Below are 24,816 nucleotides of genomic sequence, written 5' to 3' on the forward strand. Positions count from 1 at the left end.
CCGCTTTGACCGATTCGGCCGCTCGTTCAAGGCTATCTCGATCGGCCGCGTACACCGCCTCTATAAGCCTATCCCTGGCTGTTCGTTTGGCGTTGAGTATCTCTTCGACGCTGGGTTTTTTCGAAAGCTTCTTGTCTACGCCCATTGGAAGACTCTCTCAGAGGTTGTTGACCATGCTAACAAACTTATCCTAGTGTACATTCTGCCTGAACGTCCGGAGGCGCTAGGATCCAATGACCGAACGGTTATGAGACCAAGGAGAGTCGAAGGCAGGTGCTGGGCGTGGAGTTGTGTTGCACAACTGCGTTTTTAACTGCAAAGGCACGCGGGAAAGATGCGAGAATTAACCACAATTTCATTACAGACCGGTAACGAACGGTCTGATACAGGCAGATCTGCATCGTTTCGACGGTAGAGGAACGTTTTTATGACGCGAGCGTTTTGGGAGATTCTAGGCAGAAGCAAATCTAACGATCCTATCCCTTAACTACGGCGGGGATCTTCGCTCCGCGTGTATGTAAGCTCATCCTCAATCTGACCGGTTTCAGTATGAATCTTCACTGACGCGGGCACCGACAGCAGGCACCGCGCGGAAATCCAAAGAGGGTGTTCATCGGCAGACTCCTCACAGTGTCTCGGGCAGAATCAACGCGGCGGCATGGCGGCGCAAGAGAATGTCCATCAAGTCGCCCTGCACCTCCCCGAGCAAACCGGTGAAGGCCAGGCCGTCTTTTTTCTGCGGCGCCAGAAAGGTCAAGTCATAGAGTTCAAGACGCGAGGGCGAAAACACGGTGATGGGGCTGGAACCGTTGCCGATCAGCTTGCCGCCTACCACGGTGAGCGACAGCCTGGCTTCGTAGGGGTCTTCCTTCATGTCGCGGTCGCTGCCACGCAAATCCTTGATGTGGCCGTAGATCCCGGTCAGGGCATTGGCCATCAGCTCGTTTTCATAAAGCCGCACGCCGGTGCTGTTGCGCACCCGGATCCCGTGCCGGTCATTGTCGGTCACACGGTTGCGCCAGAGCAGATTATTGCCGCTCTCATACAGGGTGATGCCGTCGGATCTGTTTTTGTAGGTTTCGTTGTAGGCCACCAGGTTATTGACGCTGGAACGGTCCAGGACGATGCCTGACAGATGGTTGTTGTAGGCGCGGTTGTAGATGATCCAACTGTCATTGACCTCGCGGGATACAATAATGCCGTGCTTCTTGCGGGTACCAAAGGCATCGTTGTGGGCAATGATCAGCCGACGCGAGCGGTCATGCGGGTCGATGCCATAGACGATATTGTCGCGGTAGGAGTTGCCGAGAATCACCACGTCGTCTGCTTCATAGCAATAGAAGCCGTACCAGTTGTCGACGAACTGCGAATTGAGCAACCAGCCGGTCGGCCGCTTGCGCTTCATCTTCGGCGACATGCTCGGGCTGTACTGCGAAATACTCACCCCATAACTCTTGCTCGCGGTGTAGCCGAAGCTGGTGATGGTGCTGTTGACGATGTAAGTCTCGGTGCCGCCCCAGGATACCAAAAAAGGCCGGAACACCCCCTCTTGCTTGTACCAGGCCGGACTGTCGTCCTTCTCGCTCCAGGCGCTGACCTTGGTGTCGGTGATAAACAGCTTGCCGTCATTGACGATGAAAGATCCGCCCTCCTGGGACAAACGCAACTCCTTGACCGACTTATCAATATGCAGGGTTCCGCCCGGACGTATGACGATCGGCAAGCGTGCCAAAAACACCCCCGGCGCGGTTTCGCGCAAAGCCGTCGGTGGCAGGTTGCGCGCCAGTTGCGTCAGGCTGATGTAGCCACGGTCGATGAAGATCGCCACGGGCATTCGCTGCTGGCGCACCACCCATTCCTTTAAGCGGTTCTGGCCGCCAATGAACTCGTCGAGGGTTTTTTCCTTGAGCATCGGCTGGATCATTGCGCGACCGGCGGGCTTGTAAGAAATTTTCGCCATGGCTGCTTCGGCCGTATAGCCAGACAGGTCGGGCATTTGCGGCTCTTCGATCAGCAAGGGCTTTCCTGGCGTCTCGCTGATAGTGTAGAGCGGCAGCAGGACCTCATCCGCCGCGTTGACATCTGCGGTCTGCCCCAATAACAGTCCCGTGAGTAAAAACCCTATCTTGACGACACTACCCATAAGTCTCCCTCATCAAAATAATGCAACCTGGTGTGATCAAGGCGCCGATGACCACTATGGCATCGCTAAGGGAATGCCACTCACGCCGAAATTCGTTCTACCGAGCCAACTAGCCGGAAGTGAGGAATCACTTGATTTTCGACGTTACTCGAAGAATTAGGAGTGTAGACAAACATGACATTGCCACTGTCATTTTTTAAAAAAAAAGTCGAACACTTCGCGCCGACAATATGTGTAGCTACATCAGTAAAGCGAGCGCCCGAACTGATATATTGAGTTTTAAAAAAAACCACTATCGAATCAACTAGATATAAAAATCTTATCAAAATTGGCAATTTGAACAGAAAAAACCATTAGCACCCAAAAAAACTGTCGCTTGCGGATAGACACACCTAAAGCCGCTGGCGCGGCGCAACGCCAACATCACAACTTTCCGCTTGCTTTTTTAAACTCATGGCACAGTGTAAAGCGGCTGAAACATGTCAATAGTTTAATAACTGTTTATTGGCGCTCACATCACACGTGATAGTTAATACCTTTTGAAATGCAAAAATAAGAATTGGGTAATTTCGCTACCCCCATCCAATCAGGTCAAAAGTGATAAGGGCGAATTCACTGCCATTTTTGATGGCACCCATGGTTGGTTTTGGCGCAATCGCAGCAACAACGACGTGACCATCGCACTGAAAACGACCGGCGATTACTTGAGCGTCAAACAGTAATCCGAAGCAGCGATGGCTGTTCTATTGACGAAAATGCACCGTTCAGCCTGACCACAGACCATTTATTTCATCCATTTTTTGAAGAGTCCTTCCATGAAAACCACAACAACACTGATTCGCTCAATGCTCCTGATCTGGTTCCTTGGCCTGATGACGGCATACGGTGGTGGAGAGAAAGGAGCAACCTCCGAGAGCGCTGAGCACGGGCATTCACACGAGTAACACCCTGAGTAAAACAAGGCCGCATTTGCGACCTTGTTTGTTTCTACATCTCAACCTGGATTTAGGCCACTGAGCGCGGTAATGACCTTGGGTACGCAGGGTCGCGGTACTGCACTGACAACGAGCTAGCGTTCACGGCCATCCGTAATGACAGCCGAATTATGTTGAGCACGAGTCAATTTTCAAGAAATGGGAGATTCTCGTCTCGAATGAGGCGAGCAGCTTCATCGTATAGAAACGGGAGGAACATATAGCGGCGACCTTTGGTTACAGGAGTGGCTTCGTGCAAAAGAGAACACGAAAATACCACAGCCCCTCCAGTTGGGGCGCTGTACAGGGCTTTCCCAAACTCTGGAAAATGCAGGAAACCTCCTTCGTACTCTTCTGAATTAAGAAACAAGGAAACGGCAAAGCGGCGGTGCGCTGTACCCTTGGTGGTGTTATCCCGATGGGGCCGGAAATGCCCGCCTTCCTCGCTATTGTAGCAGGCCACCAAATAGCGCTCCATCCGAGTGGCATTGAACTGGAACGCTTTGTGTATCTCCGGAACCAGGCGGTTGGTTATACGCAGCGAGCATGCTTTGGACAGAGTGTCGTCCTCTATCGTGCAGTCGCGACGCTGTTTGTGGCTATGGTCGGCGATTTGGACGGTTTTACCCGACCGCTCCACCATAAACCCGGATTCCTCCCCGCCACGTTCGTCGTAAAAACTGATTAGCGCTTTACACAGCGCGGGCTCAAATATACGGGGAACCACTAGGACGGGTGCGTGTGGAGTGACAACATGTGTGGGAGCCAGTGCGGGCAATCTATCCAGAAAGCGCATTAGCGAGGGCACATGGTTATCAACCGGCTCCTCTATCGGAACGATGGCCATGACTCGTAGCGCAGGGTCCAGCACATAGGTCATTGGCCTGATGCTACCGTCTAGCTGCAATGTGTCGTAGAGCGCACTAACTGATCGATCAAAATCCCAGATGAAGCGCATGCCAGGTATCGAATCTTTTACCCGTTTCAGCTTTTCATCATCTGGATCTATGGAAACACCAAAGAAGCAGACTTGATCATCATCGAACCGTTGGCGGTGAGCCCGAACTCCTTCCAAAACTTTAATGGATGCAGGATCAGCCACAGAGCCCAAGAAAGAAATCACTACATACCGACCGGCAACAGTGTCGAAACAAAAGCGCTCTCTTAGTTGAGTGCGGCAGTAGAACCAAGGGGCAGGCTCACCGACTGAAAACGCCGTGGCGCGCATCACAACTCCTTGCCGGTAGGCAGTGGATCGTTATTGGGAGCAAAGCCAAGAGACTCATCCCGAATGCCGCCGCTTTCCCAAACGTACAAATGGGCCTGTGCTGTCGCCAGCTTCGATACCGAAGCAAGAAAAACTCCAAGCTCTCGGCTTGTAGGTAACGCTAGTTCAGCCTCTTTGACGCTGTCAAATGCGCTGATGCTCGGTAGAGCCCGCTGCCCCTTGGCGCTGGGAGCATGGCCTGGCTGGAAAACCTCGGCTAGCTTGCGCCACTGCGCAAAGCCTTCGAACCTCGGCGCGCTATTGCTGATTCTAGCCGGGCTTTACCTGTTGAACGCCTATTTCGTCGTCGTGCCTTGGCTTGCCGTAAGAGAGTTAATCGAGACGCTTACGAATGACGACCCAAAGGCGCTTATATAAACGGATGATTTGACTGGCCGCTTCTGGCCGATTCTGTTGAAAAAGTAGCTCCCCTGTCTGGCCTGCTGCAAAATCCGCGCATAGGCCAGCAGGGAAGCACGCAGCATGATGGGACAGTTATCGAGTGGGCAGGAACGGCTGTTTTACTCATTCAACCTTGAAGACCACATCCCCCGCCAATCACCTTCTGCGTAGCATTGATCGGTGTCTCGATCTGAGCGACTTGCGCCATTACCTCGCCGATTTTTACAGCCCGATTGGGCGTCCGACGATTGATCCCGAACTGATGATCCGCATGCTGATCGTGGGCTATTGCTACGGCATTCGCTCAGAGCGTCGGCTGTGCGAAGAGGCCCATTTGAACCTGGCGTATCGCTGGTTCTGCCGGTTGAGCCTTGAAGATGAAGTCCCCAATCACTCGACCTTTTCCAAAAATAGACACGGCCGTTTTCGGGACAGCGATCTGTTTCGCTGGCTGTTCAATGAAGTGCTGCGTCGTTGCATGGACGCCGGCCTGGTCAAGGGCGAAGGCTTTGCCGTGGACGCCAGCATCATCAAAGCGGATGCCAGCCGGCAGCGCGGCGTACCGGGTGGTGAACCGGTCAACTGGAGCGATCCAGCTCTGAGCACCCGCGCCGTGCGTGAGTATATTGAGGCACTCGATGAAGAGGCTCTGGCCGAAACGCTACCGAAGCGCCTATCGCTGACTGATCCTCAAGCCCGCAGGACCGCAGCTCCAGGTGGCCCAGCGTTCTACGCTTACTCCACGAATTATCTGATCGATACCGAGCACGGCGTGATCATGGATGTGGAACCCACACCGGCTCATCGAACCGCAGAAGTCGAGAGCACCAAGACGATGATCGATCGGCTCGAAGTGCAGTTCGACATCAAGCCGGAACGCCTGATTGGCGACACCGCTTACGGTACCGCGCCGATGCTGGCCTGGATGGTGGAGGAAAAGGACATCGAGCCACATGTGCCGGTGTGGGACAAAACCGAACGCAAGAACGACAGTTTTTCGAACAACGATTTCCGCTGGAATGAAGAGACTGAGGAATACTGCTGCCCGGCTGGCAATGCATTACGTAGCGAATGGCGAGCCTTCAAGAACGAGTGTTCGCACGTCACCAAAGCCAATACCATCATCTTCCGATCCAGGCAGACCGACTGCGTTGCCTGTCCGATGAAAGCCAAGTGCTGCCCGAACACTGCGTTCCGCAAGATCGCCCGCAGCATCCATGAAGCCGCGCGCGATGTGGCTCGGCGAATCGCAACGACACCTGCGTACGTGCGCTCTCGCCACGAACGTAAGAAGGTCGAAATGTTGTTTGCCCACCTCAAGCGCATCCTGAAACTGGATCGCCTGAGACTACGTGGCATGAGTGGCGCGACTGATGAATTCACGCTGGCCGCTGCGGTACAGAACCTGCGACGGCTGGCTAAATTTACATCTCAAGGGCCACCTGTCACGGGATAGGTGCGCCTGCACTCAGTAAAAAACCTCAAATTAACCCACTAACTGAGCAGCAACGGTCAACGAAGGGCGGAGAAATCACTCAATGTGGTGAGTCGGTTCTTAGGCGATGGTCGTGCCTGAGTTCAGGCCAGCTGAAAAACCGACTTTTTCAACAGAATCGGCCTATAGCTGCCCGTCAGAACCGGCGAAGAAATCGGAGGCGATTCAGTATTTGCCGACAGGCTAACGAATATCCAGACGAAAAAAAGCCCGCGTATGGCGGGCTTTTTTTCGAAGGGGAACCAAATCCTTTGGTCTTGGCCCAGTATTGCGCAGCAATACATAATGTATCAAGGCAAACCAATTGGAAGTTTAAAAGATTTGGATAGCTGGACTAAGTTGAGCTTCTCGCTAACGCACCCGATGAAATTGTCACAACTGGTATTGCGAATCCGGACGCTAGGACGTGGTAAACGGGCTTCCTGGCGACTCAAAGGCGAAGCGATCAATATCTCCAGAAGACAGGTGTCAGAATCACCAGCACCGTCAGAATTTCCAACCGCCCAAGCAGCATGCCGACGGTCAGCAGCCACTTAGCAGCGTCAGGCAACGAAGCAAAATTGCCCGCAGGCCCAATGACCGTGCCAAGCCCCGGCCCAACATTGCATACTGCGGTGGCGGCCCCACTCAAGGCAGTCGTCCAATCCAGTCCAATCAACGCCAACCCCAAAGCGATCACAGCAATAGTAATTGTGAAGAAAAACGAGAAGGTCAACAGCGAACGCAAGACGTCCTCATCGATGGAATGGCCGTTGTACTTTTTCTGGATCACCGCACGGGGATGAATCAGTTGTTTCAAGCCACTCAGGAGCAGCGCAGCGGCAACCTGAAAGCGGAAAATTTTAAGGCCACCGGCGGTTGAACCGGAGCATCCCCCGACGAAGGTCAGGTAGAAAAACAACAACACGGAAAAACTGCCCCACAGTGTGTAGTCACCCACTGCAATGCCCGTTGTCGTGACCACCGAAGTCACGTTGACGGCCACGATGCGAAAGGCTTCCCACCAGCCGTAATCGCTGTGTAAACACAGCCAGGTCCCTACGACCAACCAGGTCACAATCAAGAACCCGACAAACCCGCGCACCTGGTGATCCTTCAGTAGCGCGCGGCGATGACCGCGTAGCGTTGCGACGTACAGGGTAAAGGGCAGGCTGCCCAATATCATGATAAGCACTGCCACCCAATGTATGGCTGGCTGAGTCCAATGCCCAAGTGAGGCATCCGACGTAGAGAATCCACCGGTGGAAATCAATGACATCGAATGATTGATCGCTTCAAACGGTGTCATTCCTGCAATCCACAGCGCCAGAGTCCCAGCGCCTGTAAGCCCCACGTACAGCAACAAAATATATTTGGCGGCCACATGGGATCGCGGCGTCACCTTCTCCGACCAGTCTGACGACTCCGTCTGGAACAGGCGCATGCCGCCAACGCGCAACAGGGGAAGAATCGCCACCGCCATACCGATAAAGCCGATACCGCCCAGCCAGTGCAGCATCGAACGCCAGATCAACAATCCCGGTGACGCAGTATCCAAACCACTCAAAACGGTAGAGCCAGTAGTTGTGATGCCGGACATGGTTTCAAAGAAAGCATCGGTGTAACCGATATGGCTGATGAACACCATTGGCAAAGCCGCGAAGGTACACACCACCACCCAACTGCCCGTAGTCAACAGGTACATATCCCTTGGACGAAGCACCACGGTATCTGGACGTCCTCGCACGACCAACAGTAGGCCACCAGAGAAAGTGATCAAACTCGACCAAAGAAACGCGGGAAGGTCATCGCTGTACCCGTAGGCCAAGAGCGTAACCATAGGAATGGCCATGCTGACAGCCAGCGTGATCAGAAATACACCGAGGATGAAACCAATAAGCCGCATTGCCGCGATGGACATAGGAATAGCCTGCCAGATTTAAGCTGCGAAGCCTTTCAATCAGGCCTTCAGAGCGCTACCGACCATCCAACTCATAGCCAACGAGTGGAGAGTATCTGCAACGTAATTGAGTAATGTTTCCTACAAATAAAAAACCCGGCACAGGGCCGGGCTTGCCTGTACTCCCCTACTACACAGTTCCCAAATGAGAGGGATGGAGAACCGACTGAGGAGCACAGGTCGCCGATATTGCCAAAGCACGTTTAGCAAAGCAATCCATCTATGAAAAATGCTCCGACAGCTAACTGTCGCTACACCACTGCAATGAGCAGACTAAAAAACCGCTAATTCATTGCGCCGACAAATACCAGCTCCAACTGAAATTGTAGGTTTAGAGGGGATCGCGGGTTGGGACGAATTTCAAACAGATTGCCCCGAGCTTTGTAGGCTGATCATTTTTTCCAAAAATGGGGAACTGCCCCATTGGTTGGGGAAGACCCACCAATTTATAGGAATATGCCCCATCATGTTCTGTAAGCGCGCAGAAACACTCTGAAACAACTTACTAATTCATTAGTACTTTTTCTTCGAGGCCAGATGATGGCCTAACAGTTGCAATTTCCCCACTACCGCAGCATCTGCCGTCACTGAACAGTGATGGCGGGTTTCGCCGATAGGCATGACGCGAGGGGAATAAAATGAAATCTGCAACACAACATTTCCACTCAGTGAGCTGTTTACGCAGGGCAGGCCTAACCTCTGCGATGCTCGTGACCCTGGCAACGGCCAACGCGGTACCGCTTGACGATGTCAGCGAGCCGCCACCCACAGACCCCTCAGCATACTACAAACCTCCCGCCGACCCGCTGGCAGCCGCAGCCGCGTTGGAAGCCTTGAAAGGTCTGCCCGAAGCCAACCAAGGCGCAATCGCCTATCCCAACGGAGTGTACGGCGACCGAAACACACCGCGCGCCGAAAACGTGCTGCCGCCGAGCGTTCAGACCTCGTTTAATTTCCCTACCAACGGCAAGCCCAGCCCGTTGTTCGGAGCGCAGCCTTACACCCAGCAATTGCTGCTGTTCGAGGAGTTCGGTACGGAAAAACTCGACCCCACCCTGCCTGCACCACCACTGACATTCCCGGTACCCACCGTCGGCCCATTGCCGCAGCAAGACCCGAACAATGTCGCCCGCAGCGGCCCTTCGAGTTCGGCATTGGAAGCCTTCATGCGCCAGCCCGGGCTGTACCCGTTTCCATCGCAGTTCTCCAACGTGCTGGACCGCAACCCGTGGAAGGCGCAGATCGAAACCTTCCTCAACCGCCATCCGGTGGGTTCGCCGGCAGAGGGCCGGCCACCGGGAAAAGGCTGGTCGCATCAACGCTGGAACGAGTTCTATCCACAGGTCGCCTTCAAAACCGTGCAAGCAGGCGCTAAGCTCAATGGCGGCATGCGTGACCGCCGGCAATTGCACAACTATGCCGTTGGTGAGTTCGGGCCAGGCGGGCTCTACTACCAGACCTCGGACATTCCGACCACGACGGGCACGACCAAAGGCATCGATACCCGATTCCACCCCAGCATGCCGGTTCAGAATCACAATGCACTGTGGACCTTCGACGGCACCTTTCCGCCCAAATTGCTCATGGTGCGTTACGGCCAACCGGTGCTGATGCGTCACTACAACGCCCTGCCGATAGACCCGGCCGCCAACATGGGCTTCGGCCTGCACACCATCAGCACCCACGAACACAATGGCCACTCCCCGGCCGAAAGCGACGGCTACACCAACGCGTTTTTCTTTCCGGGGCAGTACTACGACTATCGCTGGCCGCTACAGCTGGCCGGTTACGACACCATCAACACCACAGCGCAGGACCCGCGGGCGGCGTTCCCATGCGCACCGGGTGAGAAGCTGTTCGTCAACGACGCAAGCCCCGGTCTGAAGACCTGCGAAAACGGCACGATTAAGATTCGTGGCGACTGGCGCGAAACCATGAGCACCCACTGGTTCCACGACCACATGCTCGATTTCACCGCGCAGAACGTCTACAAGGGCAACGCGGTGATGATGAACTACTACAGCGCTCTGGATCGCGGCAACGAAGCTGTCGAGGACGGCGTCAACCTGCGCCTGCCCAGCGGTTCGGCGCTGCCATGGGGCAACCGCGACTACGACGTCAACCTGGTGGTCGCCGACAAGGCCTGGGACGCCAACGGCCAGTTGTGGTTCAACCCATTCAATACCGACGGCTTTCTCGGCGATCAGATCCTGGTCAACTGGCAGTACCAGCCACGCTTGAAGGTACGGGCACGCAGTTACCGTTTTCGCATTCTCAACGGCTCGGTGTCGCGCTATTTGAGGATTGCCCTGGTACGTGAAGTCGCCGGCAACGGTGGCGAATTTCCAGGGCCGGCCGGCTCGAATCTGTCTTATACCCGCGTGCCTTTTCACTTGATCGGCAACGACGGCAACATCATGGAACACGCTGTGCCGTTCGACGGAAGCATGGATCTGGACGGCGATGGCGATAAGCAGAACCACAACGCGATCCTGCCCACACAAGGCATTGCCGAGCGCTTCGACATCATCGTCAACTTTGCGAAAAACGGGATTAAGACCGGCGACAAGCTGTACTTCGTCAATCTGATGGAACACAAGACCGGCAAGGGTCCAGAGAAGAACGCCCTGAGCCTCGCGGACGTGCTGTCCGAGAAGTACAAAGCGGTGATCAAGCAAGGCAGCAAAGGTCCGGAGTGGGACAAGGGCGATCCGGTAGTGGGCAAGTTCATGCAAATGATCGTGCAGCCCTACACCGGTACAGATGTCAGCATGAATCCTGCCGAATATGAGCCCGCCAAACCGGGCAAAGCCGCCGGTAAAGTCATGATCCCGCTGACCCTCGACCGCGATGACCCAGCCGTTCAGGCCAAGCTGAAACTGGCGCGGCACCGCGAGTTCATCTTCGGCCGCTCCGACGGCACAGACGAAGCTCCGTGGACCATCAAGACCGACGGCGGTTTTGGCTACAGCATGGACCCACGCCGGCTCAACGCGGCCCCGCAACTGGCCAACGGCCCGACCGATGGCGGCTACGTCGGCGACGGTACGCTGGAAGTGTGGAAAATCAAGAACGGCGGCAACGGCTGGAACCATCCGGTACACGTGCATTTCGAAGAAGGCATCATCCTCAGCCGCGACGGCAAGGCACCACCGGAATGGGAAAAATGGGCACGCAAGGACGTGTACCGCATCGGCCAGGGCATCGACAGTTCGGTCGATGTGGAAATGGCGATCCACTTCCGCGAATTCGCCGGGACCTACATGGAACACTGCCACAACACTCAGCACGAGGACACTTCGATGCTGCTGCGTTGGGATATCGAGCATCCCGGGCAGTTCCAGTTGATGCCGACGCCTCTGCCTGGATGGGACGGTGTCACCTACGTCAACTCTGCCGCGCTGCCGACCTTCCGCACTGGCGACGCGAAGAACAATGACGATGATGACGATCAGGGTTCGAACAAAAAACCCGTCGCCAACCCGGACAGCGCCGCCAGCGCCAACGGCCAAGCGGTGACCATCAATGTGCTGGCCAACGACACCGACCCGGACGGCAATGTGCCGCTAAAAGTCGTCGGTCTGGAGCAACCGGACTCCGGGCTGGGCACAGTCAGCACCGATAGTGTGCGGGTGATCTACACGCCACCCGCCACCATCGCCGCACCATTCACCACAACCTTCACCTACCAGGCCAGCGACGCCAAGGATGCTGTTTCGGATCGGACGACGGTCTCCGTGGCGGTCTCGGCACCGGCAGCGGTCAACGAAGACTTGGTTGTCACCAGCGCAACCGTCACCGCCCGCAGCAACAGCCGCTACACCTGGGACCTGGCAGGCACGACGTCGCGAGGCACGGGCAACAGCATCACGGCCACGGCCTCGACCACCGCCGGGCCGCTGAGCCTCGGCACGGCCACTCTCACCCCGACCGGCACGGGTGCGCGCTGGCGGGTGTCGGTGACTACCACCGGTAGCGGTCCGTCGCCGAGCCCAACAGTCACCATAAGCTCGGCGTTTGGAAAAAGCACCACAGCGCCCGTCAGCAGTCGTTGAACTGCATTTAGGGGAGTTTGCGCCACTAGCAGTAAGTTGGCCGCGCTTTCAATCACCACGGGGCAATGGCTAGTCTGCTTTTGCCCGGTGGTGATCACAGCGCTGAAAAATGGCACTTAGTAAAAGGGCTTAGTACCTCAGCTTCCCCCAAATCAATCCGATGAGTGCGGCTAAGCCAGACGCCGCGAGCACGCTAAGTTTCGCCGTTGAGAGTAACGCCGGATCAGGAAACGCTAACGACGCTATAAAAATGGACATGGTGAATCCGATACCCGCCAGCAGTCCCACCAAGCCGACACCCGCCCAGGTCACGCCCTCAGGTAGCTCACAAATTTTGAGTTTAACGAGGGTTACGCTGGCCAAAACGATTCCGAGAGGCTTGCCCAGTACCAGTGCCAATACAACCCCAATGAATACATTCAGCGAGACAGCATCTTCCAGGCTGCTGCCCTCTAGACTCACCCCAGCGTTTGCCAGTGCGAAAAGAGGCATAACCCCAAAAGCTACCCATGAATGCAGTCCTGCCTGGACGCGCTGCACTGGGGGCAGTATTTCCCGCTCGGCCTGTCGGAGTTGTTTCAGCGGTGCCGCCACGGCCTGCGGACTATTCCCGGTCTGGGCAAGTCGATCCATCAGTTCATGGAATGTACGCCCGATGGTGTCCAGCGGGCGCTCCGTTGTAGGCTTGGAGCTGGTCGGAGTCATCAGCCCAAGAATTACCCCTGCGAGCGTTGGGTGCACCCCCGTCTTCAGGAGGCCAAACCACACAATGGCGCCAGGCAGTATGTAGGCGTAGGCCTTGCTGATACCCATTCGCTGAAAAGCCAGCACCAATACCAGTCCACTCAACGCCACCACCAAACCGATATAATCCAGGCTTGAGGTATAGAACACGGCGATGATGAGGATGGCGACTATGTCGTCGATGATGGCCAGTGCCAACAGCAGCACGCGAATACCACCCGGGATCGACTTCCCCAAAAGTGCGAGAACACCCACTGCAAATGCGATATCAGTGGCCGTCGGCACGGCCCAACCTGCACTGCCCTCGGTTCCATGATTGAACAACGTGTAGATGATCGCCGGCACCAAGACGCCGCCCAATGCGGCTCCTAGAGGCAGGGTCGCCAACTTGAAGTTCGCAAGCGCGCCGTCATGAATCTCCTGGCGTATCTCCGCGCCAACAACAAGGAAGAAAACTGCCATCAAGCCATCATTGACTAAGAAGTGTAGTGAGCAAGCGACTTTGAATTCACCGAGCCCTAAAGTGAGTTGGGTGTTCCAGAAATGCTCGTAGGAGCCGGCAATCGGGCTGTTCGCCCAGATCAGTGCTACCAATGCCGCGAGTAATAGAACGACGCCGCTGACGGCTTCGATATGGGTAAACCGCTCAATCGCTGTCAGCGCGCGTACGGTCAACTCTTGGGGACGTGGAATCGAGGGTGACGCCAAGTTTTTATCAGGCACATTAACTCTCCGCTGGCGGCCCGACCAACGTTTGAGCATTAACCTGCGATGTGCCGTATGCAGCAACGCACCCGGCTCGATGATAGGTAGCTTAACAGCGGGAAGCAAATGACTCCGCCAATGAACCTTCCGCCGGCAATGTCACTCCATCAAAGGTGATCGAGTTGTTGCATTGGCAGACCGAACTTAAATCGTGGACCAGTGACGTCGCTATAAAAGGTATTGAAGATGATCGCTCGTTGGCGCTGGCAGCTACATCAGATGACGAAACGGCTCTGGTTCAGAGCCAGTTTATTTTCTGTACTGGGTGTGGCGACCGCATTGCTCGCCGTGGTCTTCAATGACTACATTCCCGCCTCACTGCCAGCGCGTATCGGCGCTGACGCTGTTGACAAAATTTTGGGCATCATCGCCTCCAGCATGCTCGCCGTGACCACCTTTTCGCTCAGCACAATGGTGACGGCCTACGGTGCCGCTAGCAGTGGCGTAACACCCCGCGCCACCACACTGGTAATGGAAGACCGCACCACCCAAAATGCCCTCGCCACCTTTATCGGTTCATTTCTGTTTAGCCTGGTGGGGATCATTGCATTAAGTACTGGAGCCTACGGTGCGCAAGGAAGGGTTCTGCTTTTTGCAGTGACCATCGGCGTGGTGATTCTGATCGTGTACACACTTCTGCGTTGGATCGATCACCTATCGAGATTGGGGCGGGTGGGTGAAACCATTGATCGCGTCGAAGCGGCCACCATCCATGCGATAAAAAATCGGGTCGAATGGCCTTATCTGGGCGGCGCCGCCTACCCTGCCGATGGGAGTGTTCCGTGCTCAGCGAAAGCCATTACGAGTCTTCAGACCGGGTATGTCCAACACGTCGATGTGCATGCATTGGGTGCGATTGCTGAAGAGCATGAGACGCAGATTTATCTCGATATTGTTCCCGGCAGCTTTGTGCATGAAGGCATGCGTCTGGCCCAGGTCGTGATTTTAAGCAATGAACACATCGGAGATCCGGGGGCCTGCGCTGAAAAAATCCTGGGTGCCTTGACCATTGGCGTACGCCGAACCTTTGAACACGATCCACGGTTCGGGCTTTCGGTGCTGTCTGAGATCGCCTCACGAGCCTTGTCGCCTGCGGTCAATGATCCTGGAACTGCAATTGACGTACTGGGACGCGGGGTCAGGAGCCTTACCTGCTGGGGTAAACCAACAGAACAGATGGCGGAAATAGGTTCAGGGTGCGAGCGAGTCTTCCTGCACGGACTGGATGTTGGTGACCTGTTCGACGATTTTTTCGCTCCCATCGCCAGAGATGGTGCGAGCTTGATTGAAGTGGACGTCCGACTGATGAAGGCCCTGATCAGTCTGGCGCAGATAAATCCGGATATTTTCAAAAGTGCCTGTACCAGACATATGAGCCTACTACTCCAACGAGCGGAACATGCGCTCACATTGTCGGAAGACCAGGCGAAGCTCAGTGCACTGGCCCGAGCACTGGTCCACTAGAACACCCTAAGGATTTGTCTTTCGGGTTGTGACGTCATTATCCGGCGATTGCAGAAAGCCACGAGCCAGTTGCTGATACAACTCGGGCCCCATCCGTGCGCTGACCGCTTTAGCAATCAATGCGACTGCCATGAGGCTGATCACCATCCCATGGCTGTCGATCATCTCCATCACGATAATTGCGGAAGTGATCGGGGACTGTGTTACTGCGGCCAGAAAACCGACCATGCACAGCGCAATGATAGGCTGCGTCGCCAAACCAAAGAAGTCCGCGACGTTGGCTCCTACAGCGGCGCCGACTGCCAGGGACGGGGCAAAAATGCCGCCCGGGATACCGGAGAAGTAAGTCACTACCGTCGCAAGAAAACGCGTGATCGGTGCGTGCCATGGCAGGCCGACATCGGACACGATGATCTGCGACGTGATCCCGTAGCCGCTGCCAAATGACATACCGCCACTCAACCAGCCCAGTATTGCCACGATCATTCCACACGCGCCGGCGAACCATACAGGATGCGTGCGCCGCCATTCCCAGAGGACGAATCGATGATGGCGCTGGGGCCACAGCAAGATCCGACTGAACAGGCCGCCCAGCAGCCCGCAGCCAATTCCGATTACCAGCACCGGGGCAATGATATCCAGGCCGATTTCGTGTATGTCGAAGTGACCGAAATAGTTGTAGTTGCCCTGCAAGGCGATGGCGACCATCCCCGACAGGATGATCGTACTGAGCAAGACCCCGCTGGTGCGGGTCTCCAGCTTGCGCCCCAGTTCTTCGACGGCAAAGGCCACACCGGCTAGCGGCGTATTGAAGGCTGCCGCGATGCCTGCCGCCCCTCCGGCCAGAATGAGATCTTCGCTGCGGATGATTCGCGCATTGGGCAGGTAACGGTGGAAAAAATGCATGATCGAAGCGGCGATTTGCACCGATGGCCCTTCACGTCCAGCGGAAAAGCCACCGGTCAGCGCCAGCGTACCAAGGCCGATCTTGGCGAAGGCAATGCGCAGCGACACCAGTTTGTCGACACGTTTGCCTTGATGCGCCAATCGCGTAGCGGCTATCACCTGAGGAATGCCGCTGCCTTGGGAGCCAACAAAAAAACGGGTGGTCAACCACACCACCAGCATGCCGACCAAGGGTGTGTAAATAAACGGCAACCAGGGTCGTTCGGCGGTCTGTTGCGCAAATTGCGTCAGCGCCAGATCGGCCAGCCGGGCAAACATCACGACAAGCAGCCCCGCCAAGGTTGCGGCAACCCAGAGAGTCACTCGTGTGCGCCAGCGGATGGAGGCGAAGCGGCGACGCAGTAGCACTATCGGTTTGATCACCCGAGCGAATTCCCATTGAGTTTCAGGACTGTGGAGCTGGCAAGACTAACCGGATATGCGCTGTCGTCCAACGGCTCTAGCTCCAATGCGCACAACCATCCCGTCACTGCAAATCTTTATCAGGACTTCCACCGCCGAGATTGGCTCAATCCACCGCTGTCCTCGCCTGAATCAACTACAGTGGAATCACTCTGCATACAGACAAAAACAAGACGGAGATTTCCCATGCGAGTAATAAGCCGCTTTGCCCTGTTAGCCGCCGCTACGTTGGCGGTCGCCACCGCAGCTCAGGCCGCCCCGGTGTTCATCAACATCCTGACTGGCGGAACCAGTGGGGTTTACTACCCGATTGGTGTTGGCCTGTCGCAGATCTATAACGACGGCATCCCAGGCGTGAAGACTTCGGTTCAGGCCACAAAAGCTTCGGTGGAAAATTTGAACCTGCTGCAAGCCGGTCGTGGAGAGTTAGCACTCGCACTGGGTGACTCCGTAGCCGATGCGAAGAACGGCGTGGAAGACGCCGGTTTCAGTGCGCCGTTAACCAAATTGCGCGCCATTGCGGGAGCCTACCCTAACTACATTCAAATCGTGGCCAGCAAAGAGTCAGGAATCAAAACCTTAGCGGACCTCAAAGGTAAGACCATCTCCGTCGGAGCGCCAAAATCAGGCACTGAACTGAACGCGCGAGCAATCTTCAAAGCAGCAGGCCTGTCCTATGAAGACATGGGTAAAGTGCAATACCTGCCCTTTGCCGAATCAGTCGAATTGATCAAGAACCGGCAGTTGGATGCCACCCTGCAATCTTCCGGGTTGGGCATGGCTGCTATTCGCGACTTGTCCTCTGTCATGCCGTTGAACTACGTTGCCATCCCGACTGAGGTGGTCGAAAAAATCGGCAACCCCGCCTACCAGGGCGCGATGATTCCGGCCAATACCTATGATGGGCAACCTGAAGCGGTGCCGACAGTGGCGATCACCAATATTCTGGTAACGCGTGCAGACGTGTCCGATGAAGTGGCTTATGAAATGACCAAGCTGTTGTTCGAAAACCTGACCCGCCTGGGCAACTCTCATTCGGCGGCCAAGGACATCAAGCTGGAAAATGCAGCCAAAAACCTGCCGATAGCACTGCACCCGGGCGCGGAACGTTACTACAAGGAAAAGAGCGCGTTGTAATGACAAGGCGCGGCGACCGGGGCCGCAGCGCCTTCGTTCGCTCTTTTCAATGTGGTCATGAGGTAGGCAACTAATGAGTGAAGAGCATCAGGGCATCTCCGCGAATCCGCGAGACTGGCCAAAAACCCTGTTTTACGTGGCGTTGCTGTTCTCGATTTTTCAGATCGCCACCGCAGCGTTTGCACCCATCTCAAGTCAGGTTTTACGCGCCGTACACGTCGGCTTTTTGCTTTGGGTAGTCTTTTTGAGCTACCCCGCTTACGGCAAGGATCGCCCTTGGCAACCGCTGGCTTGGGTACTCAGTCTGGCTGGGATTGCCACGGCTTTGTATCAGTGGGTGTTCGAGGCTGACTTGATTCAGCGTTCCGGCGATCTGACGGCGGCAGACACCGTGGTCGGCCTCGTGCTGATCGCACTGGTGTTCGAAGCCGCCCGACGGGTGATGGGAATTGCGCTGCCGATCATCTGCGGCCTGTTCCTGGCCTATGGCTTGTTTGGCGAGTATCTGCCCGGTGACCTCGCACACCGCGGATATGGACTTGACCAGATCATCAACCAACTCTCATTTGGTACCGAAGGGTTGTACGGAACACCAACCTACGTTTCCGCCACCTACATTTTCCTGTTCATCCTGTTCGGTGCCTTTCTGGAACAGGCTGGCATGATCAAGTTGTTCACCGATTTCGCCATGGGGTTGTTCGGTCACAAGCTGGGCGGTCCGGCCAAAGTCGCAGTCGCCTCGTCGGCCCTGATGGGGACCATAACCGGTTCCGGGATTGCCAACGTCGTGACGACAGGGCAATTCACTATCCCGTTGATGAAGCATTTCGGTTACCGGGCTGCGTTTGCCGGCGGGGTCGAAGCGACCTCCAGCATGGGCAGCCAGTTGATGCCACCCGTGATGGGGGCCGTCGCCTTTATCATGGCTGAAACTATCAACGTGCCGTTCGTGGAGATTGCCAAGGCAGCGTTGATTCCCGCGATTCTTTACTTCGGATCCGTGTTCTGGATGGTACATCTGGAAGCGAAGCGCTCGAATCTCAAAGGCCTGCCCAAGGACCAATGCCCCAGTGCACTGGGCGCGGTAAAGGAGAATTGGTACCTGCTAATTCCCCTATTGGTCCTGGTCTACCTGCTGTTTTCCGGTCGCACGCCCCTGTTCTCCGGCATGGTCGGGCTGGCACTGACGGCCATCGTCATTCTCGGTTCGGCGATCATTCTCAGAGTGCACAGCTTAGGCCTGCGCTGTGCGTTCTGGATCGCCCTCGGCGTTCTGTGCACCGGATTCTTCCAGCTGGGAATCGGCGTGATCTTTTTAGTCATCGCGGTGCTGGTATTGGTGTGCGGATTCATCAAAGGCGGCAGGGAAACGCTGACGATCTGCCTGCATGCGCTGGTCGAAGGTGCGCGACATGCCGTACCGGTGGGGATCGCCTGTGCGCTGGTGGGCATCATCATCGGCGTAGTGTCACTGACAGGCGTCGCATCAACTTTTGCGGGTTACATCCTGGCCATTGGCCGGGACAACCTGCTGCTGTCACTGGTGCTCACGATGATCACCTGCCTGGTGCTGGGCATGGGCATTCCGACCATACCCAACTACATCATCACCAGTTCAATCGCAGCACCTGCACTGTTGGAGTTGGGTGTCCCCCTGATCGTGTCACACATGTTCGTGTTCTATTTCGGCATCCTAGCCGACCTAACGCCACCTGTAGCCCTCGCCTGTTTTGCCGCAGCACCGATTGCGAAGGAGACCGGATTCAAGATCAGTCTATGGGCGGTCCGTATTGCGCTGGCTGGATTCATCATTCCGTTCATGGCCGTCTACAACCCGGCGCTCATGTTGCAAGGTGGCAATTTATGGATGACTGCCTACATGCTGATCAAGACGACTTTGGCGGTCGGTCTGTGGGGAATGGCGTCAACGGGGTACTTGCAACAGAAGATGGCGCTGTGGGAACGCTTCTTGAGTGTTGGCGCAGGTGCGCTGTTGATCGTGGCTTTGCCGTTGACCGATGAAGCTGGCTTCGCACTTGGGCTGCTGGTAATCCTTCAACACGTGTGGCGGTCGAAGCAGGTCGGGACGGCTAACGCATGATTGGATTGTGTCTGGGCTTGGCCGGTGTCGTCTGGGCTCAGCTACCCATTTCGCAGTTCACACTGGCATGGGACCACACTGTCGAGAAGATCCGTTGGGAAGAGGACTACCACGTCACCAAGCAAGGCTTGGTGTTGGTGGAAGCCAGAATCCGGGGTAATGGTGCGGGAATGGAAGTTCCTGAGGACGCCCGACTGGACAACGGCAGTTGGCACTACCGACGACAGCTGCCACCGCTGCAACCTCTGCGCTTGGGGCGAACGCCTGAGGCTGGAGACTACCAATTGTGTGTTGATGGGGCGTGTCACTTCATGAGCCAATGGATTGGAGTACCGACCAATAGCCAACCGTTCATACAAATTTGGAGTTGTGAGACAGGTTGATGCTTGTGTATCCGAATGCGGTTTTCGAACGGCAGTCATCGAGTCGATTACCTGAAAAAGTACGTATGCACAGGTCGAACGAATTTTGCCAACGACTAAAAGCTAGGGCTGATCACCTGCGAGGTTATCGCGCCCCATCAAATTTAAACTTTCGCAGACGGCCTCTGCTTCTTCGCGCACGAGGTACTTTTCACTGACGAAAATACCTGTAATCGTGTTGATGATTCTGTAATAAAAATCTGCGCGGTTATTGCTCGCCGAATCTCGATCAACCTGCCCCTCGACTTCAAGTAGAGGTCGCTTTTGCACGACAAATATTTCGTCCATATCGCCCCCAGGCTTGGTACCCCGATCGTGGAAGCCACTACCTCCAATACACTCACACGATTCGAAGTCTATCGTGTAGCAAGGTACCTCAGGCGGGGAATCACGTCGGCTGGATGCGGAGGGGCGTAGTCAATTTTCGGTGGAAACAATTGCCGAGACGTATATCGCACGAGACGCAGACACCGAGTGACCACTCACCCCGGGGACTCCACGCCTGTGGTGAACACCCATGATCTATGCAAAGCGCAGGCAATCAGGGGGCAGCCCGGAAGTCACCATAACCTCTCGGCAGCTCCATCCAAGTGTCAAGAGCTGCAAGCTGCCTGGTGACAGCAGCGTCCCACTCAGGACCCCGTGCCATGTTTTTACTCATCATGTCGAGGATGACAGCTGTCGCCTGTTCGTACTCATGGTGTATTTCCAACGCTTTTGCTAAAAACTCTTCTTGCCGAGTCATAGGGGCTCCAAAGGCGGAAACCGAGCATTGATCCGCATCCATACACAATGGACATCGGTACGAATTCATTGGTTGCAAGAGGCTAATTGTTAGCCCCAACGCCACATCCGTTACACCTGATTGCTTCGCGCAATGACCCGACTGGCGTAGGTACACACCAAACCAAAGGCCAACAAAAAGAACGCCAAATAAGGGGTCATGTTTTCCCTCCTCTCGGTGTGGGGCATATCTGTTCGTGAATATATCCGTGCTTTGGCAGGCATCGAGGTTAAGGTGGGTTAAGAAAATTTAATCTTCGGCCGCAGCGCTGGTCACTAAGGTAGACCTGCTTAGGCTCTCGGCATTGAGTCGCAAGCGTTAAAAGCAGATTGAGCGGAGAAACGTATGAGTTGCGCATTGGTCATAGAGGACGACAGGGTGACGGCGGAAGTCATCATCGCTGAACTCCAACGCCATGGTTTCAGTTCGAAATGGGCTGCAACTGGACGCGACGGTTTGGCACTGGCGATTGCAGGAGGTTATGACGCCATTACCCTAGATCGAATGCTTCCCGATTTTGATGGCCTGACCATTGTCAGTACGTTACGTAGTCTTGGGATTCAAACACCGGTCCTGATGATCAGTGCACTTTCAGACGTCGATGAGCGCGTTCAGGGCCTGCGGGCTGGCGGCGATGACTATCTGACCAAACCCTTTTCTGCTATCGAGATGGTTGCGCGTCTTGACGCGTTGCTTCGGCGCACCAGCGCAGACACAAGCCATCCGCAACTCTGTTGCGGAAACCTGCAACTGGATCTGGTTGAGCACAAACTGACTCGAAATGACGAACACATCCTGCTGCTACCGACCGAGTTTAAGCTACTCAATTACCTGATGCGCAATGCCGGTCAGTTGGTCACCCGGACCATGCTGTTTGAAGAGGTCTGGGGTTATCACTTCGACCCTGGGACGAACATCATTGATGTTCACATTGGTCGGCTGCGCAAAAAAATTGAGGGCGATGAAGGTACTCCCGTCATTCATACAATACGCGGTGCCGGCTATGTCCTTGCTACCAAAGACTGACGAATGGCGCTCATCCGGTAGTCGATTGATCGGGTTCTACGCCATATTTTTTGTGGTTTGGGGGGCTCTCTTCACCGGAGTATTGTACTGGGAAATCTCCCACTACCTGGGAACTGTCGCAGAACGGACATTATTGCAGCGTGCCCACTACTATCAAAAAATCGATGACAAAAAACTGGTGAAAGAACTGGCTGCCAGTGAAGCCTATTCAACGCCCGGGATCGATGCTTACGGATTGTTCACTTCCGACGGGCAACACGTTGCAGGAGACCTGCTCAAACTGCGCTCCAGTTTGCCCGATGACGGCAAAGTTCATTATCTTGAGCGCGGACTGAGCATTGCGTTACCTGACAAAGAAACCAGAAGCAGTTATGCCCTGTTAGCACGTCGCCCCGACGGGCATATTCTTATTCTGGCGCGTGACGGCGGCTCGATTTTAGCCGTTGGCGGGATTATCGAGCAGGCATTGATGTGGGGATTTTCGTTAACGCTCATCCCCGGATTGATTGGCTGGCACTTGTTGCGGCGTCTGCCGTTACGCCGTGTCAAACGCCTACAGCTTTGTACCGAGAGCATCGTTTCAGGCAACTTATCGGAGCGTTTACCCATATCCGCCCGTCGCGATGAATTGGATATGTTGGCAAGCGCCGTGAATACGATGCTCGATCATATCGAGCAACTGATGCATGAAGTCAAAAGCGTTTGTGATGGTGTCGCCCACGATTTGCGTACGCCACTAACACGGCTGCGTGCAAGGCTTTATCAGCTCCAGCAACTGCCTATGGACAGTGATCACGAGCAAACATTGAACCAAGCCCTTGAGGAAAGCGAATCGATCATGGTGCGTTTTCAAGGATTGCTTCGGGTTGCTGAACTCGACGACATTCGTCGCCGCTCGGCATTTGCACCTTTCCAAATCATGGCGCTGTTACAGCAAGCGCATGAATTTTATGAGCCTTTGGCACTGGATCGTTCTCAGACGCTCTCCTTAGAAACTACCAATGACCTGCCTCAGCTGTATGGCGACTCTTCGTTGATGTTTGAAGCCTTGGTCAACCTGCTCGATAACGCCATCAAATTTACCCCGGAGGGAGGGCACATCAAGTTGCGGGGAAGTATCAAGGATTCAACGGTCATCATTGAAGTTGCTGACGATGGGACTGGCATACCCGAGACAGACCGTACACACGTCATCCGAAGGCTCTACCGAGGGAGCGCTAGCAGAATGCAACCCGGCCATGGCCTCGGATTATCCTTGGTCGCGGCCATCGTGAAATTGCACGGCTACACGCTAGATATCCAGCCCGCCGCTATGCATAGCGGTACCCGTGTCTTGATTCTCTGCCCTATGGTGTCCAGTAGATCTACGGACTTATCGATATCTGCACATTAAATTTAACTTAATCCAGCTTAATTTGAACCCCACCGCCCTCAGGGCTAGCTTTGCAGCACATTCTGCTGAACCAGGGCCTCTTCCTTGTGAAATACCTGTTGTCCCCGTTTGTCTTAACCATGTTCTGTCTGACGATGCCTCTAGTCTTCGCCAAGCAGGCGCTGGCTGAAACCCACTCGCCAGGGGCGATGATCCCAGCCCCGCCAAAGCTTGGGGCTGAAGCTTGGATACTGATTGACGCGGCCACGGGTAGCGTGATTACCAGTCACAACAGCGATATGCGACTCCCCCCCGCAAGCCTGACAAAAATGATGACCGCGTTTGCCACTACCGGAGAAATCAAGGCCGGACACCTGAAAGCTGATGACAGCGTCTCTGTCAGCGAAAATGCGTGGCGTACGGGTGGTTCACGAATGTTTCTTGACCCGGGTAGTTCGGTTTCTGTTCACGACTTACTGAACGGTGTGATCATCGACTCTGGTAATGACGCAAGCGTTGCACTCGCCGAACATGTGGCCGGAAGTGAGGACGCCTTCGTCCGGATGATGAATTCGACCGCATCTGTATTAGGTATGGGTAACACGCACTTTGTAAATTCCACCGGGCTGCCTGATCCAGATCATTATTCATCTGCCCGCGATATGGCTTTGTTAGCCCAGGCAATCATCAGCCAAGGGGTTCAATCCTACGCCCTTTACTCCAAAAAACACTTTTCCTGGAACGGCATTCGGCAAGCCAATCGCAATCTACTTTTATGGCGCGACGCAAGCTTTGACGGATTGAAGACTGGCCATACCGAGGCCGCCGGTTATTGCATGGTGGCTTCGTCGCACCGAGCCGGGCGGCGCTTAATTAGTGTGATATTTGGCGCTAGCAGCGCACATAAACGCACGGCAGAGACGGAAAAGCTCATGGGTTATGGCTTTCGCTTCTTTGATACCCAAACCTACAAAAAAGCAGGGGAGATACTCACGTGGTCTGCGCTATGGAAAGGCAAAGAACGATTGATCGCCGTGGGATTGCTGGAGGATCTGATCCTCACCTTACCCAAGAATGAAAATCGTGAAGTAGAGACACGGCTGGAGATTGACAGACCACTCGAAGCGCCTATTTCTGCTGGCACCATCGTTGGAAAACTGGATCTGTACGAAGCTGAGCAAAAACTTGGGAGCCTGCCATTGGTAGCACTGGAAGATGGTGAGCCAGGTGTTTGGTGGATACGTTGGTGGGACACAGTGCATCTGTTTTTTTACAATACAATCCGCGGTTGGTTCGATGAATCTGTGATTGCATGACCGTAGCCGACGCTACATCCACACCGAGGTGGAAATCCTCGG

At 55.1% G+C, this 24,816-nt stretch carries 15 protein-coding genes and 2 pseudogenes; 10 read left to right on the top strand and 7 right to left on the bottom strand.

Annotation, left to right across the window (positions count from 1 at the left end; genetic code table 11):
- Nucleotides 1–625: 625 nt before the first annotated feature.
- Nucleotides 626–2,143 (bottom strand): mannuronan 5-epimerase AlgG, encoded by a 1,518-nt coding sequence (gene algG / locus FBY04_RS15070; protein WP_145315695.1) that lies wholly within the window; start codon nucleotides 2,141–2,143, stop codon nucleotides 626–628.
- Nucleotides 2,144–2,727: 584 nt separating this feature from the next.
- On the opposite strand from algG, the pseudogene FBY04_RS32780 reads away from it, so the two are divergent.
- Nucleotides 2,728–2,865: pseudogene (locus FBY04_RS32780) on the top strand (transmembrane anchor protein); the annotation flags it as partial.
- A 397-nt stretch (nucleotides 2,866–3,262) separates the two neighbouring features.
- On the opposite strand, the gene FBY04_RS15080 reads toward FBY04_RS32780, so the two are convergent.
- Complete coding sequence (locus tag FBY04_RS15080; protein ID WP_145315696.1) at nucleotides 3,263–4,345, bottom strand: 2OG-Fe(II) oxygenase; 1,083 nt, start codon at nucleotides 4,343–4,345, stop codon at nucleotides 3,263–3,265.
- A 522-nt stretch (nucleotides 4,346–4,867) separates the two neighbouring features.
- Between FBY04_RS15080 and FBY04_RS15085 the strand changes: the two are divergent.
- Nucleotides 4,868–6,242: pseudogene (locus tag FBY04_RS15085) on the top strand (transposase).
- A 484-nt stretch (nucleotides 6,243–6,726) separates the two neighbouring features.
- Here FBY04_RS15085 and FBY04_RS15090 read toward each other — a convergent pair.
- Nucleotides 6,727–8,181 carry a TrkH family potassium uptake protein gene (locus FBY04_RS15090; protein ID WP_145315697.1) on the bottom strand — a complete coding sequence of 485 codons (1,455 nt, stop codon included), beginning with the start codon at nucleotides 8,179–8,181 and terminating at the stop codon, nucleotides 6,727–6,729.
- A 743-nt stretch (nucleotides 8,182–8,924) separates the two neighbouring features.
- Here FBY04_RS15090 and FBY04_RS15095 point away from each other — a divergent pair.
- Nucleotides 8,925–12,275 (top strand): Ig-like domain-containing protein, encoded by a 3,351-nt coding sequence (locus FBY04_RS15095; RefSeq protein WP_371927818.1) that lies wholly within the window; start codon nucleotides 8,925–8,927, stop codon nucleotides 12,273–12,275.
- A 129-nt stretch (nucleotides 12,276–12,404) separates the two neighbouring features.
- On the opposite strand, the gene nhaA is transcribed toward FBY04_RS15095, so the two are convergent.
- A complete protein-coding gene (gene nhaA, locus FBY04_RS15100; protein WP_145315699.1) occupies nucleotides 12,405–13,742 on the bottom strand; it encodes a Na+/H+ antiporter NhaA in 1,338 nt (445 codons plus the stop codon).
- A gap of 228 nt (nucleotides 13,743–13,970) precedes the next feature.
- On the opposite strand from nhaA, the gene FBY04_RS15105 reads away from it, so the two are divergent.
- Entirely contained in the window at nucleotides 13,971–15,248 is a 1,278-nt protein-coding gene (locus FBY04_RS15105; RefSeq protein WP_145315700.1) for a DUF2254 domain-containing protein, read from the top strand.
- A gap of 6 nt (nucleotides 15,249–15,254) precedes the next feature.
- Here FBY04_RS15105 and FBY04_RS15110 read toward each other — a convergent pair whose 3' ends face one another.
- On the bottom strand, nucleotides 15,255–16,577 hold the full coding sequence (locus FBY04_RS15110; protein WP_145315701.1) for a chloride channel protein: 1,323 nt from the start codon (nucleotides 16,575–16,577) through the stop codon (nucleotides 15,255–15,257).
- Between the two features lie 225 nt (nucleotides 16,578–16,802).
- Here FBY04_RS15110 and FBY04_RS15115 point away from each other — a divergent pair, with 225 nt between their 5' ends.
- The 3 genes from FBY04_RS15115 to FBY04_RS15125 all read left to right on the top strand — a co-directional run bounded on the left by FBY04_RS15115 (nucleotide 16,803) and on the right by FBY04_RS15125 (nucleotide 20,237).
- Nucleotides 16,803–17,753: a TAXI family TRAP transporter solute-binding subunit gene (locus tag FBY04_RS15115; protein ID WP_145315759.1), complete on the top strand. Its 951-nt coding sequence runs from the start codon at nucleotides 16,803–16,805 to the stop codon at nucleotides 17,751–17,753.
- A 73-nt stretch (nucleotides 17,754–17,826) separates the two neighbouring features.
- Nucleotides 17,827–19,854 carry a TRAP transporter permease gene (locus FBY04_RS15120; protein WP_145315702.1) on the top strand — a complete coding sequence of 676 codons (2,028 nt, stop codon included), beginning with the start codon at nucleotides 17,827–17,829 and terminating at the stop codon, nucleotides 19,852–19,854.
- Nucleotides 19,851–20,237 carry a DUF1850 domain-containing protein gene (locus FBY04_RS15125; RefSeq protein ID WP_145315703.1) on the top strand — a complete coding sequence of 129 codons (387 nt, stop codon included), beginning with the start codon at nucleotides 19,851–19,853 and terminating at the stop codon, nucleotides 20,235–20,237. Before FBY04_RS15120 ends, FBY04_RS15125 begins: the two co-directional genes overlap by 4 nt.
- A 102-nt stretch (nucleotides 20,238–20,339) precedes the next feature.
- Here FBY04_RS15125 and FBY04_RS15130 read toward each other — a convergent pair whose 3' ends face one another.
- Nucleotides 20,340–20,564 (bottom strand): hypothetical protein, encoded by a 225-nt coding sequence (locus FBY04_RS15130; protein ID WP_145315704.1) that lies wholly within the window; start codon nucleotides 20,562–20,564, stop codon nucleotides 20,340–20,342.
- Between the two features lie 253 nt (nucleotides 20,565–20,817).
- The gene (locus FBY04_RS15135) at nucleotides 20,818–21,021 is read right to left on the bottom strand and encodes a hypothetical protein (RefSeq protein WP_145315705.1); all 204 of its coding nucleotides are present in this window, start codon (nucleotides 21,019–21,021) and stop codon (nucleotides 20,818–20,820) included.
- Between the two features lie 384 nt (nucleotides 21,022–21,405).
- Between FBY04_RS15135 and FBY04_RS15140 the strand changes: the two genes are divergently transcribed.
- The 3 genes from FBY04_RS15140 to FBY04_RS15150 all read left to right on the top strand — a co-directional run bounded on the left by FBY04_RS15140 (nucleotide 21,406) and on the right by FBY04_RS15150 (nucleotide 24,774).
- Nucleotides 21,406–22,086: a response regulator transcription factor gene (locus tag FBY04_RS15140; protein WP_145315706.1), complete on the top strand. Its 681-nt coding sequence runs from the start codon at nucleotides 21,406–21,408 to the stop codon at nucleotides 22,084–22,086.
- Nucleotides 22,064–23,479 (top strand): HAMP domain-containing sensor histidine kinase, encoded by a 1,416-nt coding sequence (locus FBY04_RS15145; RefSeq protein ID WP_145315707.1) that lies wholly within the window; start codon nucleotides 22,064–22,066, stop codon nucleotides 23,477–23,479. The genes FBY04_RS15140 and FBY04_RS15145 overlap by 23 nt, the downstream gene beginning before the upstream one ends.
- 119 nt (nucleotides 23,480–23,598) lie before the next feature.
- A complete protein-coding gene (locus tag FBY04_RS15150; RefSeq protein ID WP_371927819.1) occupies nucleotides 23,599–24,774 on the top strand; it encodes a D-alanyl-D-alanine carboxypeptidase family protein in 1,176 nt (391 codons plus the stop codon).
- The last annotated feature ends 42 nt before the right edge of the window (nucleotides 24,775–24,816 follow it).

This window comes from Pseudomonas sp. SJZ080, from assembly GCF_007828295.1.
Taxonomy (GTDB): Bacteria; Pseudomonadota; Gammaproteobacteria; order Pseudomonadales; family Pseudomonadaceae; genus Aquipseudomonas; species Aquipseudomonas migulae_A.